The sequence below is a fragment of the Collinsella aerofaciens genome, assembly GCF_015670745.1.
Lineage (GTDB): Bacteria > Actinomycetota > Coriobacteriia > Coriobacteriales > Coriobacteriaceae > Collinsella > Collinsella aerofaciens_T.
In genome coordinates, this window is the sequence record NZ_JADPCH010000012.1 from 1 (window position 1) to 15,583 (window position 15,583).

Annotated in this window: 11 protein-coding genes; 7 read left to right on the plus strand and 4 right to left on the minus strand. The window is 60.4% G+C overall.

The features are described from left to right. Window positions 1-287 precede the first annotated feature (287 nt). Entirely contained in the window at window positions 288-1,409 is a 1,122-nt protein-coding gene (locus tag I4W07_RS05605; RefSeq protein WP_196025890.1) for an IS110 family RNA-guided transposase, read from the plus strand. Between the two features lie 426 nt (window positions 1,410-1,835). Here I4W07_RS05605 and I4W07_RS05610 read toward each other — a convergent pair whose 3' ends face one another. Both I4W07_RS05610 and I4W07_RS05615 read right to left on the minus strand, forming a co-directional pair. Then, on the minus strand, window positions 1,836-2,393 hold the full coding sequence (locus I4W07_RS05610) for a hypothetical protein (protein ID WP_035136614.1): 558 nt from the start codon (window positions 2,391-2,393) through the stop codon (window positions 1,836-1,838). Between the two features lie 236 nt (window positions 2,394-2,629). Further along, window positions 2,630-3,166, minus strand: coding sequence for a PTS sugar transporter subunit IIA (locus I4W07_RS05615; protein WP_035136613.1), 537 nt, complete (start codon window positions 3,164-3,166; stop codon window positions 2,630-2,632). A 584-nt stretch (window positions 3,167-3,750) separates the two neighbouring features. Between I4W07_RS05615 and I4W07_RS05620 the strand changes: the two genes are divergently transcribed. Next, window positions 3,751-4,923 carry a Fic family protein gene (locus I4W07_RS05620; protein ID WP_055310776.1) on the plus strand — a complete coding sequence of 391 codons (1,173 nt, stop codon included), beginning with the start codon at window positions 3,751-3,753 and terminating at the stop codon, window positions 4,921-4,923. 353 nt (window positions 4,924-5,276) lie between these two features. On the opposite strand, the gene pyrE is transcribed toward I4W07_RS05620, so the two are convergent. Further along, the gene (pyrE, locus tag I4W07_RS05625) at window positions 5,277-5,957 is read right to left on the minus strand and encodes an orotate phosphoribosyltransferase (RefSeq protein ID WP_055310632.1); all 681 of its coding nucleotides are present in this window, start codon (window positions 5,955-5,957) and stop codon (window positions 5,277-5,279) included. Between the two features lie 437 nt (window positions 5,958-6,394). Between pyrE and mgtA the strand changes: the two genes are divergently transcribed. Further along, window positions 6,395-9,163 carry a magnesium-translocating P-type ATPase gene (gene mgtA, locus I4W07_RS05630; RefSeq protein WP_196025891.1) on the plus strand — a complete coding sequence of 923 codons (2,769 nt, stop codon included), beginning with the start codon at window positions 6,395-6,397 and terminating at the stop codon, window positions 9,161-9,163. A 181-nt stretch (window positions 9,164-9,344) separates the two neighbouring features. Here the strand turns inward: mgtA and I4W07_RS05635 are convergent, their stop codons facing one another. Further along, complete coding sequence (locus I4W07_RS05635; RefSeq protein WP_196025892.1) at window positions 9,345-10,889, minus strand: helix-turn-helix transcriptional regulator; 1,545 nt, start codon at window positions 10,887-10,889, stop codon at window positions 9,345-9,347. Window positions 10,890-11,264: 375 nt separating this feature from the next. Here I4W07_RS05635 and I4W07_RS05640 point away from each other — a divergent pair, with 375 nt between their 5' ends. The 4 genes from I4W07_RS05640 (at window position 11,265) to I4W07_RS05655 (ending at window position 15,559) form a co-directional block, all read left to right on the plus strand. After that, window positions 11,265-12,002: a DUF4428 domain-containing protein gene (locus tag I4W07_RS05640; RefSeq protein WP_055310636.1), complete on the plus strand. Its 738-nt coding sequence runs from the start codon at window positions 11,265-11,267 to the stop codon at window positions 12,000-12,002. Window positions 12,003-12,026: 24 nt separating this feature from the next. Then, window positions 12,027-13,349 (plus strand): hypothetical protein, encoded by a 1,323-nt coding sequence (locus tag I4W07_RS05645; protein WP_196025893.1) that lies wholly within the window; start codon window positions 12,027-12,029, stop codon window positions 13,347-13,349. 48 nt (window positions 13,350-13,397) lie between these two features. Beyond that, window positions 13,398-14,636 (plus strand): SPFH domain-containing protein, encoded by a 1,239-nt coding sequence (locus tag I4W07_RS05650; protein WP_196025894.1) that lies wholly within the window; start codon window positions 13,398-13,400, stop codon window positions 14,634-14,636. A gap of 80 nt (window positions 14,637-14,716) precedes the next feature. Then, window positions 14,717-15,559 carry a hypothetical protein gene (locus I4W07_RS05655; protein ID WP_196025895.1) on the plus strand — a complete coding sequence of 281 codons (843 nt, stop codon included), beginning with the start codon at window positions 14,717-14,719 and terminating at the stop codon, window positions 15,557-15,559. Window positions 15,560-15,583: the final 24 nt, after the last annotated feature.

The following is a 15,583-nucleotide window of genomic DNA, read 5'->3' on the forward strand; positions in this document are numbered from 1 at the left end:
CATATCGTTGGGGCCAGGCCCGATTTTGCCTCTTGACAATGTCCTGCTCATATTAAAAGGAACGTCCCCAAGTGCCGCCTTCGGCAGCGATGGCAACGCCACAGGTACAAGCGCCACTTTAAGCCAGCCAAGGGAACACCGTTGTTTTGGCAACGACAGACACTATGACCCAATCCGAGGGCGCTAAAAAGACAGGAGCCCCCGCTCGTGACCGCGGGTCGGGGCTGCGACAATGATGTTGAAGTGCCATAGGCGCAGCCGCGCCGCAACGAGGTTGGGAGGCTCCCATGCCAAAGTATTCTACCGCGTTCGGGATGGACGTCCACCTGAGGTCGACCACCGTCTGCGCCCTCGACGCGGACACCGGCGAGGCCGTGACGAGGAGGTTCCCCGGCAACCCCTGGGGCGAGATCGCCGGGTGGATGGATGGGTTCCCCGGGCCGTCGCTCGCGGCCTACGAGAGCGGCTACCTCGGCTTCGCCCCGCAAAGGGAGCTCGCCGGGCTCGGCGTCGAGTGCGTCGTCGCCGCGGTCTCGAAGATCCCCAGGTCGGCCGCCGACTCGGCCTCCAAGAACGACAGGAACGACGCCGCCAGGATGGCCAAGGCGATACTCGCCCACGACATCTCCCCCGTATGGGTCCCCTCCCCCGAGGTCGAAGGCATCAGGGACCTCGCCGGCGCCTACGACGGGGCGACCGCGCGCCTGGCGACCGCCAAGCAGCGGCTGCTCGCCTTCCTCGCAAGGCGGGGGTTCGTCTACGGCGGCACCACGCCCGCCGGCAACCCGAGGAAGTACTGGACCTACGACTTCCTGAGGTGGCTCGACAAGGTCAGGCCTGAGGACGATGGCGGGGTTCGGGCGCTCGCCGCCCTGAGGAACGAGGTCGAGGCCGCGGCGGAGGCCCGGGCGGACCTGCTCTCCGAGTACAGGGCGGCCGTGGATGCCAGCCCGATCGCCGCGGAGGTGGCCGCCCTCCAGTCGATCAAGGGCTGCGCCTTCGCGCTGGCCGCAGCCTTCTCGGCCGAGGTCGGCGACTTCACGAGGTTCCGTTCCGGAAGGCAGGTCACGGCCTATTTCGGCCTCGCGCCGAGTCAGAGGTCGAGTGGCGACTCCGTGCGGCTCGGAGGCATCAGCGGTGCGGGCAACGCGCTCGTGAGGAAGCTGGCCGTTGAGGGCTCATGGTGCTACGCCGCGGCACGGCACCAGCCGAAGCTCATGCCAAGGGACACGGGCGTGCCCCTCGAGATAAGGATGCACGGGAGGAAGGGGTCCGAGCGGCTCCTGCGGCGGCGCGAGGAGATGCTCGCCCGCGGCATGCCCGCGGCGAAGGCCAACGCGGCCACCGCGGCCGAGCTCGTGAGGTGGCTTTGGGCCCTCGGCACGATGTGCCGGGAGGGCGCGGAATAGACATAGCCCCCGTCCCGGCGAGCCGGGCGGCCTTCGGGGATACCCCCTATTTCGCTGTGCGCGCGGAGCCCTCCGCATGCGCCTCGACAGACTTGGGGAACCCCGCCGAAGGAATGGAGTGCGGGCCGACAGAACGGTATCCGCGGATATGAGACTGAGCCGAAGGCGTCGACGACATGCCGGGGCGGACCGGGACGGGTTCAACGGCAGGCCCCGCCGACCGATTGCAAGCGGTCGGCGGGGCCATTGTGGCTCTTGACAGCGGATTGGGTCATATGAGCGAAAGCCCGCCAGAGCGAGCAAGGTGCCTTGAAACGAGGCGGCATTGACCTTCTGGTCATGCCGCCGAAGTTGAAAGGCAGATTGCCGCTCTGGCGGGCTTGCAGCGTCGAGCAGTTGCGGCGTTTGGTAAAACGCCGCAACGAACTAGCTCAGCATTGCATCCATCATCTCGGAGTTGACGGAGTCGTCGGCAGACCACTCGCCGTCGTCGTTGCAGGTGTACTTGAAGATAACCGTGGTCTTCCTGGGCTCGGTGGCCTTGGTCACATCGACCATAACCTGACCGGCCATCTTGTACAGCTCGTCATCGGAAGGAACCGTATCAAGCGCGGCGACCTTCTCCTGATACTGGGTGGAGAAGTCCTCGACGATCTTGTTCATAGACTTGCAGGTGATAGAGACCTCGGCGGTCGCGACACCCTTGTCCTCGTCGACCGTCACGTCGCCGATCTTGTAGTCAAAGCCCTCGAGATAGGTCTTGGCATACTCCTTGGGATCGATACCCAGCTGCTCGAACTCGTCGCCCGAAGCCTCCTCCAGACCAGAAAGGAAGTCGTCGCCACCGTTCTTGACCTCGTCAAACTGCGTCGTAAGATCCTCGGTGATGAGCTCCTCAACCGAAGGACCTCCACAGCCGGAAAGCACGACCACACATGCAACCAAGACGGCCATGAGGGGCGCAAGCAGCAGCTTCTTTTTCATGTTGTTCCTCCCAATGAGCGGCACTGCGCTTCCCAGACGCGGCGCACGTTGTAATAAGTAAGCCCATACTATCCACTTATGAACACCCTCGGCAACGCGAAGGCGCGGTCGGTTCGTTTTAGCGTCCGAACGGTTTGCAAGCCCACCCAACGTGCAATAAAACGCTTTCCCGCGGTGCAATAAAAAAGGTGGCCGGAAAACCCGACCACCCTCGCACAGCCTTTGGATGCCGCAGTTTACTTGCGGACGACCTTGACGATGGCGTCACCGGCGGCGACGGCGGACTCTGCCTCAACGGTGAGCTCGACATCGGCAAACTCGGCGGTGTTGGACACGGCCACGACGACGCAGTCCTTGTAACCGGCAGCGGCGATCTTGGCGCGGTCGATCTTGAGTATGGGCTGGCCAGCCTTCACAACGTCGTCGGCCTTGACGAAGCCCTCGAAGCCATCGCCGTTCATGTTGACGGTATCGACGCCAACGTGCACCAGAACCTCGATGCCGCTATCGGACTGCAGGCCCACGGCGTGACCCATGGTGACGGTCACCTTACCGTCGCAGGGAGCGTAGACCAGATCGTCCTCGGGCCACACGGCACAGCCCTTGCCCAGAACCTCGCCACCAAAGACGGGATCGGGCACGTCGGCCATCTTGATGACCTTGCCCTTGACGGGCGAGCACAGCACGTCGGCGCCGGCAGAAGCAGAGATGGAGGCCGGAGCAGCGGCAGCCGCGGGCTCAGCCTTCTTCTTGAACATATCAAACAGACCCATACGTTTTCTCCTCTTGATTAAGCGCAACGTTGTGCGCATGCCTACGGTAATTATAGTGCCAAATGGTTCAAATGCTAAGGTGGGGACTCGAATCGCAAGCCCTTCCCGGTAGTGCTCGTGGGATGAGCATCTCCTTTGCATCGCGGTTCGATAAGCCGAGTATCGCCCACGCGCGGGACGGGCAGAAGCGGGCACGCCAAACCCGATACTTCTTTTCGCAGCGGCACCCCGCCGCCACCCCGCTCCTGGCACCTCCTGATACCTACCGAAACGTGCCAAAATAAACCCGTCCCTTTTTGGTAGGTTTGGCGAGTGTGGATTTTCGGACGCTTAACTAACGAGCGTGGATAATCTCCCACTTTGACTTTGAGGCCGTCACCGAGCCAAAAACGGGAGATTATCCACGTTCATTTTGGATGACCCCCCCCCGTACCAAGCCGAGCTCCATGGTCAAGTAATAACGACTTCTCATCATTAGATTGTTTACATCAATTCTAATAACTATTTAATCCTTAAACTCGTTATTAGAATTGATATGATTGGCCTAATAACGAGTTTCCGGCACTAAAGATATGGAGGGCGCGATGCAAATCGAGGAGAACGGCCAGGGAACGCTCCGCAATAATCTATCGGGGAAATTGGCTTACTATTCGTTTTTTCCAACGCCCTTGCAATCATTGAGGCAGCTAAACCTCACCGAGGAAACCTATCGCACGCTTTCCGCATGCTCACGAAAGCTTGGAGAGCTTGAAGGCATGCTCTACTTTGTTCCCAACGCCGATATGTATCTGACAATGTACGTGCGCAAAGAAGCACTCCTTTCTTCGCAAATTGAGGGAACCCAGTGCACGTTTGACGACCTACTTAGTCCATCGCAAACACAACTCCATCATAAAGATGTCGCAGACGTCGTGAATTACGTCCGTGCTGTCGACCGCGGCGTAGAACTGCTCAAAAAGATGCCCTTGTGCACGAGACTTCTTAGGCAAGTACATGCGGTCCTGCTGGACGGAGTGCGCGGAACGGAGAAGAATCCAGGCGAGCTGCGCTCCTCACAAAACTGGATTGGCCCCTCAGGCTGCACCATTGCAACCGCATCGTTTGTCCCTCCAAACATTGAAGATTTGAGTAACACGCTCCAGGACCTCGAACGCTTTATCAATGAGCCTCAAGTCGAAATGGATCCGATTGTGCGGGCGGCGCTCGTCCATTACCAATTTGAAACTGCCCATCCATTCCTAGACGGAAACGGTCGCCTGGGCAGGCTTCTCATTACACTTATGCTCATCAATGATGGCGTTCTTCATTCTTGCTTGTTCTATCCATCGTTCCAGTTCAAGAAAAATCGAAGCGAGTACTACCGGCAACTCACATCCGTAAGGGAGAGAGGCACTTACGAGGAATGGATAGAGTTTTTCTGCAACAGTCTTCTCGAAAGTGCGAAGGACTCGGTAGGGTCTTTAAAAAACCTTGTTGACCTCCATAACCGTTCCACAGCAACCATTACCGAAAATCTCGGAAGGACTGCTGCAAACGGGCAAAGGCTGTTGGGCATTCTTGAAGAGCACCCCATCGTCGACACCGCATTCATCGCTGCCCAACTCGATATCGGCAGGAGTACCGCGAGCGCGCTCGTCAAATCATTTGAAGAATTGGGTATCCTCCGTCCGCTCGACGAGTCAAGACAGAGATACCGGCAGTACGGGTATGAAGAGTATCTTTCGATTCTCAGGGAAGACGCCGAGCCGATTAGATAGGCATCGCAACCCAGGCAAATTAAAGCGAGCGTGGATAATCTCCCACTTTGAGCCTGCACACAGGCCAAAAACGGGAGATTATCCACGCTCATTCCTGAGTAGTCATTTATGAACGTCCCCAATGACTAGTCCGGCAACGCCGATGTTTCGGCAACGACAGCGAGCGAGCCGCATTCGGAGCAAGACGACGCCGCAGGTAGAGAACGGACAGCGAGCGGGTCGCATTTGAGACAAGGTGACGTGAAACGAAAGGGCGCTGACCTTCTGGTCGCGCCCTTGAAGTTGAACGTCAGATTGTCCAAATGCGGCCCGCACAGCGTCGACCGGTCCGCCGTTCGGCAGAACGGCGGAACCTACTTGACTCCGTACTGCTCGTAGTAGGCGTCGATGGCGGTCTTGAGCTCGTCGTCGATGACAACCTTGCCGTCGATCTCGTGGTTGTAGAGGGTCTCGACGACCTCAGCCATGGAGACGATGCTCGCGACGGGGAAACCGTACTTGGCCTCGATCTCCTTCTGCGCGGTGGTCACACCGCCCTTGCCGACCTCCATGCGGTTGAGGGACACGATCAGGCCCTTGATCTCGACATCGGCAGCAGCCTTGACCTTGGGATAGGTCTCGTCGATGGACTTGCCGCTGGTGGTAACGTCCTCGACCATGACCACACGGTCGCCGTCCTTGGGCTCATAACCCAGCAGGTTGCCCTTATCGGCACCGTGGTCCTTGGCCTCCTTGCGGTCGCAGCAGTACTTGACCTCCTTGCCGTACAGCTCGTGGTAGGCAATTGCGGTCACGACGGCCAGCGGAATACCCTTGTAGGCCGGTCCAAACAGCACATCAAAGTCGTCGCCAAAGTTATCGTGGATGGCCTGGGCGTAATACTCGCCCAGCTTCTTGAGCTGATAGCCCGTCACGTAAGCGCCGGCGTTCATAAAGAACGGGGACTGACGGCCGCTCTTGAGCGTAAAGCTGCCGAACTTAAGGACGTCGGACTCGACCATAAACTTGATGAACTCTTGCTTGTAAGCCTCCATGCGGGCTCCTCTCGTAATCGCGTACGTGCCTTCCAGTTTAGCGCAGGCGAAGCGTCGATGCGGGCGCGCTTTGGGGCCACGGCATTCTGTAAAGGCTTTGTCAGGGGGAATGGTTTTCCGAACAATGGGGTTGACATGTCAAACCCCCTCATCAAGAATACGGGCGGATTAAAAAGGGGTACGAGATACCCAAAGCGCGCTGCGCTCAGCCTTTAGGAGGTGTGCCATGGAAGGCAGTCCTAGTCGAAAAACCTGCATGTCGCCCTCGGCACGCCGCGAGGACTCCGCACACGCATAAACGCCACCGGCAGATCGCCAAAACCACCGCAAAGGCGCGCTGCACCCTTTGTGGGCTCAAGAGCTTGACGTGAGCGACATCTAGGTTTTTTGAAGCAAATACGACACGTACGCTAACTCCCCTCAACAAGGAGGACCCTATGCTGATGCTCAAAACCGTCACGGTACTCGAAGCCATCTCCAAGCGCCGCCGCACGGCGCGCCCTGCCGCTCATACCGGCCTGTCCAAGAACACCATATTCGCCGCCACCCATAGTGCCGAGGACGCCCTCGTACTGCTTGACGCCACGGCAAACGGCCTCACCGTCGAGCAGGCAACTGAGCGCCTGAACGCCGTCGGCCCCAACACCATCGAGGCAACGACCAAAACGCTCGCCCGCCGCATCGCCGACGCGTTCATCGATCCCTTCGCCGGCATCCTCGCCGCGCTCGCACTGGTCTCGCTCTACATCGACGTGCTCGCCGTGCCCGAACCGCAGCGCGACCCCTCCACGGTCATCGTCATCGGCACCATGCTGCTGGTATCGGGCGGCATGAAGTTTATCCAGGAAGCCCGCAGCGGCAATGCGGCCGAGGCCCTCAAGGACCTGGTCTCCAACACTTGCACCGCCCTGCGCGACGGCGAGCGCATCGAGATCCCCTTCGACGAGCTCGTCCCCGGTGATGTGATCCGTCTCTCTGCCGGCGATATGGTGCCGGCAGATGCCCGCATCATCACCGCGCGCGACCTGTTTGTGATCGAGTCCGCACTCACCGGCGAGAGCGAGGCCGTCGAGAAGACCACCGCCGTCACCGTCGTCGAGGGCGCCGACGGCTCCGCACTGCCACTCTCTGCCTGCAAGAACATCGTCTTTACCGGCACCTCCGTGCAAAACGGCGCCGCCATGGCGCTTGTCGTTGCCACCGGCTCGGACACCTACCTGGGCGGCATCGCCAAGATGCTCAACGGGCGCGGCGAAAAGAGCGCGTTTGACCGCGGCGTCTCGAGCGTCTCCATGCTGCTGGTGCGCCTGATGCTCGTTATGGCGCCGGCCGTCTTTGCCATCAACGCCGCCACCAAGGGCAACGTCATCGACGCGCTGCTGTTCGCCACGAGCGTGGCCGTGGGCATCACGCCGCAGATGCTTCCCGTCATCGTGACCACGAGCCTGTCGCAGGGCGCCAAGGACCTCGCCCGTCGCCAGGTTATCGTCAAGGAGCTGCCGGCGATTCAAAACCTCGGAGCGATGGACGTCCTGTGCTGCGACAAGACCGGCACCCTCACCGAAGACCGCATCGTGCTCGAGCGCTACCTCAACACCGATGGCAACGAGGACGCGCGCGTGCTGCGCCATGCGTTTTTGAACAGCTTCTTCCAGACCGGCCTCAAAAATCTTATCGACCTGGCCGTAATCGACCGTGCCGATGTGACGCCCTCGACCGTCGCACCCGATTCCATGCTGGGCCAGAGCCTGCGCGACCGCTACACCAAGGTCGACGAGGTTCCCTTCGATTTCTCGCGCCGTCGCCTGAGCGTAGTTGTCGCCGACGCCCAAGGCAAAACCCAGATGGTTACCAAGGGCGCTGCCGAGGAAATGCTCGAGATCTGCTCCTTTGTCGAGATCGATGGCATCGCTCAGCCGCTCACCGACGAGAAGCTCGCCCAGATTCGCAAGCAGATCGCCGGACTTAACGCCGAGGGCCTACGCGTAATTGCCGTGGCGCAGAAGACCAATCCGCGCTGCGTGGGCGAGTTTGGCATCGCCGACGAGTGCGACATGGTGCTGATGGGCTTTTTGGCCTTCCTCGATCCGCCCAAAGCAAGTGCCGCGGGCGCCGTCGCCACCCTCGAGGCCAAGGGCGTGGCGGTCAAGGTCCTAACCGGCGACAACGACCGCGTCGCCGCCACCGTCTGCGAGCAGATTGGTATCGATGCGAGCAACGTCTTGCTCGGCTCCGAGATCGATGCGCTCGATGACGCCGAACTTGCCAAGCGCGCCGAGAAAACCCACCTCTTCGCCAAGCTCTCGCCGCTGCAGAAGGCGCGCCTGGTACGTGTCATGCGCGAGATGCTCGGCCACACCGTGGGCTTTATGGGCGACGGCATCAACGACGCCGCCGCCATGCGTGCGAGCGATTGCGGCATCTCGGTCGATTCGGCCGTCGATATTGCCAAGGAATCCGCCGATATCATCTTGCTTCAGAAGGACCTGGGCGTGCTCGAGCGCGGCATCATCGAAGGCCGCCGCACTTACGGCAACCTGTTCAAGTACCTCAAGACCACGGTGAGCTCCAACTTTGGCAATGTGCTGTCCGTGACCGTCGCGAGCCTGTTCTTGCCGTTTTTGCCCATGAGCGCCCTGCAGCTGGTACTGCTGTCGCTGGTCTACGAGATCGTGTGCATCGCACTGCCGTGGGACACCGTCGATGACGCCTGGACTGCCCGCCCGCGTGCCTGGGACGCCGCATCCATCAAGGGCTTTATGCTCGAGCTGGGCCCCGTGAGCTCGCTGTTTGACATCGTGACCTTCGCCGCGCTCTTCTTTGTCGTGTGCCCCGCCGCCGTGGACGCAAGCTGGTCCGAGCTTGCCGCCGCGGGCGACGTCGCGGGTATGGCGACCTTTGCTGCGCTCTTCCAGAGCGGCTGGTTTGTCGAGTCCATGTGGTCGCAGACACTCGTGGTCCACATGTTGCGCTCCCCGCATCTGCCGAGCCCGCGCGACCACGCCGCGCCCGCATTGTGCGTTCTTACCGTGCTGGGCCTGGCGCTCGTCACCTGGCTGCCGGCAAGCCCCATCGCCGATGTGCTCGGCCTCATGCCGCTGCCCACGAGCTTTTTTGGGCTGCTCATTGGCATCGTTATCGCCTATATCGCGCTCACCCAGCTGGCAAAGTGCCGCTACATTGCCCGCCACGGCGAGCTGCTGTAGCAAGTAGACGGAAAACACCCTGCCAGCTGCCGTTGCCACTACCACAGCTGCCAACGCCGCTGCCGCTGCCTCTGCCGCCGCCGCAGTCTATCCCCCCAGCAGTTGCGGTGAAATAGTTCCTGTTTAAAGCCCCGTGACTTTAATTTAGGGACTATTCCACCGCAACTTATTGGGAGGTTAGCTAGTCCTTGGGTGTCCAGGACCAGAAGAAGTTGATAAGGGCCACACGCGAGGCGGTACCGGCCTTTTTGTTGATCGAGGAAATGTGGCGATAGAGCGTGGAGCGCGAAAGAAAGAGCGTTGTGGCGATGTCCTGAACGCTCTGGTCCGAAACGCCCAAGACCTCAAGAATATCGCGCTCGCGCTCTGTAAGCCCAAAGGTGGCGACGAAGGCATCAAGGCGTTCATCGGACGTGAGCTCCGCTGCCTCCACGGGCTCGGGGTCGGAGCATGTGGGCGCAAGATCCCCACCAAGATCGTCGGTGGCAAGCGGCAGTCCGTCCCGCATCGCGGCATCATCGGCCCGTTGCCCCAACTGCCCCAGCAGCGTAATCGCAATGCCCACAAACATCACGAGCGCCGCACCGACCGCAGCCAGCACATTTTGACTCGAGATAATCGCCACTGCCGGCGCCGTCACGAACATCGAGCACACGTTGTTGACGACGCGACCCATGCACGGCCAAAAATATGACCAGCGCGCATAGAGCGAGACGGCGGCATATTTTGTGGTAAAGAACACCACGAAAAAGCCCAAGCCCAGATAAAAGATGATCGTGGCAGCAAGCTCGTTGCCGCCATTGCCATCGACGATGAGCACAAAGAACGAAAGCGTGGACAGTATGGCGGCACATGTCATGCCGATATTCATATACGAGCGGCCGTGCAGGTCAAATAGTGCGCCAGCGACCAACGAGCTCACGACAAGCAGCAGGCGCGGCCAATCGCCCAAATCGACGGCTCCGACAGCATGCAGGGTCGTGAAGCCCGCGTTGAGAGCGGCGAATACGCTGGAAAGATACGCCGTCGCCACGGTCAGGCGAACTACGGCGCGACGGAATGCCGCCTTTGCCTCGGGATCGTCATGCCACTTGGCGCCATATTCCAGAGCATCTACCGAAAGCCCGGCAGCACTGGGTTCAAAGTTGGGATCGGACTCGTCGCGCAGCTTGGCGCGTCGGGCACCGTGGAGCAACGCCACCTGCGCGATCGCACAGACGACCAGAACAGCCTGCTGAGGAATGCCGACAGGCACCACCATGTGGTTGAGAACCTGCACCAGAACGCCCATGGCGTAAGAAAGTGCGGCGGCGCGCGCCAAGCAGGGCGTTCGCGCAAAGCGCCTCGCAAAATTTGCATGAGCAGTCGATCCGCAGTAGCCCAGCGCGCAGCACGCCACCAAACCGCCGGTAATTACCACCTCAACCTGAACCGCCATAATCAACAGCAGCAATGCCGCCACCAGCAAAACGCCCGTGACGTCACTCGTCGCGTCAATGGCATGGGGACGGCGATAGTACAGAATGGGACGCACAAAAAAGCCAATCACGCTCGCGCCGATGACAAGGCTCTCATAAATAACGACCTCGTTCGGAGACACGAACTCGGCCATGCGCACATCAAAAAGATACTCGCACGCCAAAAACGTGAAGAAGAACAGCACCAGGCATATAATCTCCCGAATGCCCCGACGCAAATATGCGATTGTGTCTCCCATGCCCCTCATGGTTAACCCCCAGCCGCTCAATTGTCTGGAAATCTATTTTAATAAAGAACCAGTCTCAATATCGAAGCCAGGCTTGAAATGCTGCAAATTTGACCCCAGCCGTTCACGTCACACCGCGGTTTTGAGCCTCATGGACCAGAAGGGGCACGCGCGGCCTCTAGCTCGGCCAGGAGTGTCCCCAACTACCACTCATTTAAGTACGTCCCCAATGAGTGCAATGACTACCCGCAGCAAGGAGTGTCCCTATGTGTCGGATGAAAAATGGGCCATGTGTCCCAGTTGTGGAGACTCCTTGAGCCGTCTGGGTATCGCGAAGGATCGCGCACTCCCCCATCATCAAAAGTGACACACGCTACCAGTTGATGGGAGGCAGCCATGGGCTTCTTTGACAAGATGTTCGAGAAGAAAGAGTGCGCGATTTGCGGTACCGAGCTGGGACTTCTAGGTAAGACAAAAATCAATGAAGGCTACCTGTGCAAAGAGTGCGCCGGCAAGCTCTCCCCCTACTTTCACGGCTATCGCTCCAGCACCGCGGACGATATCCGTGAGCAACTCGCCTACCGCGAGGCCAACGCCGAGCGCCTGTCTTCGTTCAACCCCACGCGCACGCTTTCTGCCGGGCGCACCAATATTATGCTCGATGAGGACGCGGGCCTGCTGATCATCACTTCGCAGAGCCGCTGGCGCGACGCCAATCCCGACATCATCGAGTTCTCGCAGGTACTCGGCTGCGATATGGATATCGACGAGCAGCGCACCGAGATCTATCGCGAGACCAAGGACGGCGAGCGCGAGAGCTACAACCCGCCGCGCTACGACCTGGATTACGACTTTAATCTGACCATCCACGTCAACACGCCGTACTTTACCGAGATCAACCTGCGCGTGAACGACTCCACCATCGATCAGCGCGGCTCCATCGAATATCGCGAGGCCAAGCGCCAGGCAACCGAAGTCCGCGATGCGCTGGTGCAGCTGCGCCAGGAGACGCGGGACAGCGTCGTGGCCGCCAAGGCCCCCAAGACCGCGGTGACCTGCCCCTTCTGCGGAGCCACCACCATTCCCGATGCCAGCGGGCGCTGCGAATACTGCGGCGGCGCCATCGGCGCATAGCCCCCGGCACGGAAAGGACCGATCATGGCCTTCGAGAGCGTTAACTATCAGTGCCCTGCCTGCGGTGGCCCCTTGCATTTTGCAAGCGCCGAGCAAAAGCTCGTCTGCGACTACTGTGACTCGCGCTTTGAAGTCGAAGAAGTCGAGGCCCTCTATCGCGAGCGCCAGGACAAGGCAGACGCCAAAGCCGATGCCGCAGCCGCAACGCCAAAGCCCGTCGCCGACGACGCGGTGCAGGAGCTCGCCCAAAACGCCGGCTACATCTGCTCGTCGTGCGGCGCCGAGCTCGTGTCCGACGGCACCGTCGCTGTCACCACCTGCCCGTACTGCGGCAACTCCGCCGTAGCGCCCGGTCAGCTTTCGGGCGACTTCTCGCCCGACCTGGTGATTCCATTTAAGCTCGGCCGCGACGACGTTATGGCCGCGCTCAAAGAGCACTACAAGGGCAAGATCCTGCTGCCCAAGAGCTTTGTCACCGGCAACCACATCGACGAAGTCCAAGGCGTCTACGTGCCGTTTTGGCTTTACGGCGCCCGCGTGGACGGCGAAGTGTACTTTGATGCGACCAACGAGACCGTGACCGAGGAATCCGACCGCACCGTCACGACCACCGACCACTACGACGCCTACCGCAAGGGAAACATCTCGTTTAAGCGCGTGCCCGTCGACGGATCGTCCAAGATGCCCGACGGCCACATGGACGCCATCAGGCCGTTTGACTACGATGCCCTGCGCCCGTTTTCGGTCGCGTATATGCCCGGCTACATCGCCAACCGCTACGACGAGGACTGCGAAACCTGCAAGGCGCGCGCCGAACGCCACATGGAGGAAAGCACGATCTCGGCCCTGCGCGAAACCGTCGTCGACGAATATGACGATGCCACGGTCGAAAGCAAGCAGCTCGACTACACCTGGGAAGACAGCGACTATGCCCTGTTCCCCGTGTGGATGCTTTCCACCTCGTGGAACGGCAAGAGCTACCTGTTTGCCATGAACGGCCAAACCGGCCGTATGGTCGGCGAGCTTCCTTGCTCCAAGCCCAAGCTCGCTATCGCCTCGGTGCTGTTCTTTGTGATCGGATTTGTCCTCTCCCAGATCCTCTTCATGGGTGAGAACGCCTTCGATCCGGATTACCTCACCTTTGATATCGAGGGCATCCTCATCAACATCGTCGCGCCGCTGATCATCGTGGTCATCGCAGACGTGCTGCTGGTGGGCCAGCTCAAGACGGCCAACGAGGCCACCCACGCCGATTGCTACTGTGGCGAGCTCGACCTGACCGAGAAGCACGACACCTTCAGCCACACCGAGACCACCGTTGTCATGAAGGACGACAAGGACGATTAACCATCCTGACCAATACCACCCGGCCTTTGACGAGAAAGGAAGATCACCATGGGACTCTTGAAAGCTGGATTGGGTGCTGCCGGCGGCGTCATGGCCGACCAGTGGAAGGAATTTATCTACTGCGAATCGATGCCCGCTGACGTCTTGGCCTGCAAGGGCAGCAAGCGCACCGGCGGCCGCAGCTCCAACACGCGCGGCGAGGACAACGTCATCTCCAACGGCTCGGTCATCGCCGTCAACGACGGCCAGGGCATGCTCGTGGTGCAAAACGGCAAGATCATCGAAGTCGCGCTGGAGCCCGGTGAGTTCGTCTTTGACACCGGCAGCGAGCCGAGCGTCTTTAGCGGCAACCTGGGCGACTCCATCAAGGAAACCTTTGCCAATATCGGCAGCCGCTTTACCTTTGGCGGCGACGCGGGCAAAGACCAGCGCGTCTACTTCATCAACACCAAGGAGATCATCGGCAACAAGTACGGCACCGCCTCGCCCGTGCCCTTCCGCGTGGTCGACAACAACATCGGTCTGGACGTCGACATCTCCGTGCGCTGCAACGGCGAGTATTCGTACCGCATCACCAACCCGCTGCTGTTCTACACCAACGTGTGCGGCAACGTGACCGATAGCTACACGCGCGACAAGATCGACAGCCAGCTTAAGTCCGAGCTGCTCACCGCCCTGCAGCCCGCCTTTGCCAAGATCTCGGAGATGGGCATCCGCTACAGCGCCATCCCCGGCCACACCACCGAGCTCGCCCGCGCGCTCAACGAGGTCCTCTCTGCCGACTGGCGTGACCTGCGCGGCGTTGAGATCGTAAGCTTTGGCGTCAACTCCATCGCCGTCTCGCAAGAAGACGAGCAGATGATCAAGGACCTGCAGAAAGCCGCGGTCATGCGCGATCCCACTATGGCGGCAGCCAACATTGCCAGCGCCCAGAGCGACGCAATGCGCGCGGCAGCCGCCAACCCCAACGGCGCGATGGCGGGCTTTATGGGCATGGGCATGGCAGGCGGCATGGGCGGTATGAACGCCAGCCAGCTGTTCGCCGCCGGCCAGGCGCAGCAGCAGGCCGCCCCGCAGCCGGCTCCGGCACCCGCTCCCGCACCGGCTCCCGCCGCACCTGCGGCCGGCACATGGACCTGCAGCTGCGGCGCCACCAACACCGGCAAGTTCTGCTCCGAGTGCGGCAGCCCCGCGCCCGCGCCCGCACCGGCCAAGTGGTTCTGCCCCAACTGCGGCAGCGAAAACGGCGGCAAGTTCTGCAGCAACTGCGGAACGCCCAGGCCCTAGCGCCCCTAACTGGTAATGAGCGGGGGATCCGCCACCCCCGCATTTGCTTCTATGGGTTTCGTTCGATGAAGGAGGACACCATGAAGACAACGTTCAAAAAGTCCGTACTCGCATTTCTGACATGCGTCCTGGCGCTCGCCTTTGCCCTGACGGGCTGCAGCGGCGGCGGCAAAGACCCCAAGGCCAACTTCGTCGGCAGCTGGGAACTCTCGGGTGGAACCTTGGACGGCGAAGAGCTCACCGATGAGTACATGAAGATGCTCGAGGATTGGGGTGTCCACTGCGTCTTGATTCTCGATGAGGACGGTACAGGCGCCCTCGACCTGTTCCTTGAAGTCGTCGACCTTAAATGGGAGGCAAAGGACGGCACCACCGTAACCATCACCGCCGAAGACGAGTCGCATGACATGAAGCTCAAGGACGGCAAACTCATCCTCGAAGAAGATGACGGCAATCTTGTCTTTACCAAGTCCGACAAGGATCTGTCCGGTACGGTAAAGAAGGATCGCGAGAACGCCGAGAAGGAAGAGGAGATCGATGAGGCCGTCGAAGACGACGACGTCCAGAGCATCGAAATCTCCCCCGCCGTCACCGTCGCCGATGACGACCTGTGCACCATCACCATCACCGAGAAGTTCAAGGACGACTGGGGCGACATCGGCTTTGTCGTTAACATCACCAACAAGAGCGACAAGGACCTGACCTTCTACGCTCCCTCCGGCAAGACCAATGTCAACGGCACTATGAAGGACCCCTGGTTCTCGGCTCACCTGATGCCCGGTACCAACGCCACCGAGGAATTCACGTTCTCGAACGGCGAGCTTGACAGCCTTGACGACCTGGTCAACACGACCATCGGCATCGACGCCTATCTGACCGATTCCTACGAGGACGTCGCCTCTTACACCGCAACCATCGCGTAACGGCACGTAACATCAGCCGCGGAT

Coding starts and splice junctions, on each gene's coding strand:
- I4W07_RS05605 (WP_196025890.1), top strand. CDS start 288: ATGCCAAAGTATTCTACCGCGTTCGGGATGGACGTCCACCTGAGGTCG.
- I4W07_RS05610 (WP_035136614.1), bottom strand. CDS start 2,393: ATGAAAAAGAAGCTGCTGCTTGCGCCCCTCATGGCCGTCTTGGTTGCA.
- I4W07_RS05615 (WP_035136613.1), bottom strand. CDS start 3,166: ATGGGTCTGTTTGATATGTTCAAGAAGAAGGCTGAGCCCGCGGCTGCC.
- I4W07_RS05620 (WP_055310776.1), top strand. CDS start 3,751: ATGCAAATCGAGGAGAACGGCCAGGGAACGCTCCGCAATAATCTATCG.
- pyrE (WP_055310632.1), bottom strand. CDS start 5,957: ATGGAGGCTTACAAGCAAGAGTTCATCAAGTTTATGGTCGAGTCCGAC.
- mgtA (WP_196025891.1), top strand. CDS start 6,395: ATGCTGATGCTCAAAACCGTCACGGTACTCGAAGCCATCTCCAAGCGC.
- I4W07_RS05635 (WP_196025892.1), bottom strand. CDS start 10,889: ATGAGGGGCATGGGAGACACAATCGCATATTTGCGTCGGGGCATTCGG.
- I4W07_RS05640 (WP_055310636.1), top strand. CDS start 11,265: ATGGGCTTCTTTGACAAGATGTTCGAGAAGAAAGAGTGCGCGATTTGC.
- I4W07_RS05645 (WP_196025893.1), top strand. CDS start 12,027: ATGGCCTTCGAGAGCGTTAACTATCAGTGCCCTGCCTGCGGTGGCCCC.
- I4W07_RS05650 (WP_196025894.1), top strand. CDS start 13,398: ATGGGACTCTTGAAAGCTGGATTGGGTGCTGCCGGCGGCGTCATGGCC.
- I4W07_RS05655 (WP_196025895.1), top strand. CDS start 14,717: ATGAAGACAACGTTCAAAAAGTCCGTACTCGCATTTCTGACATGCGTC.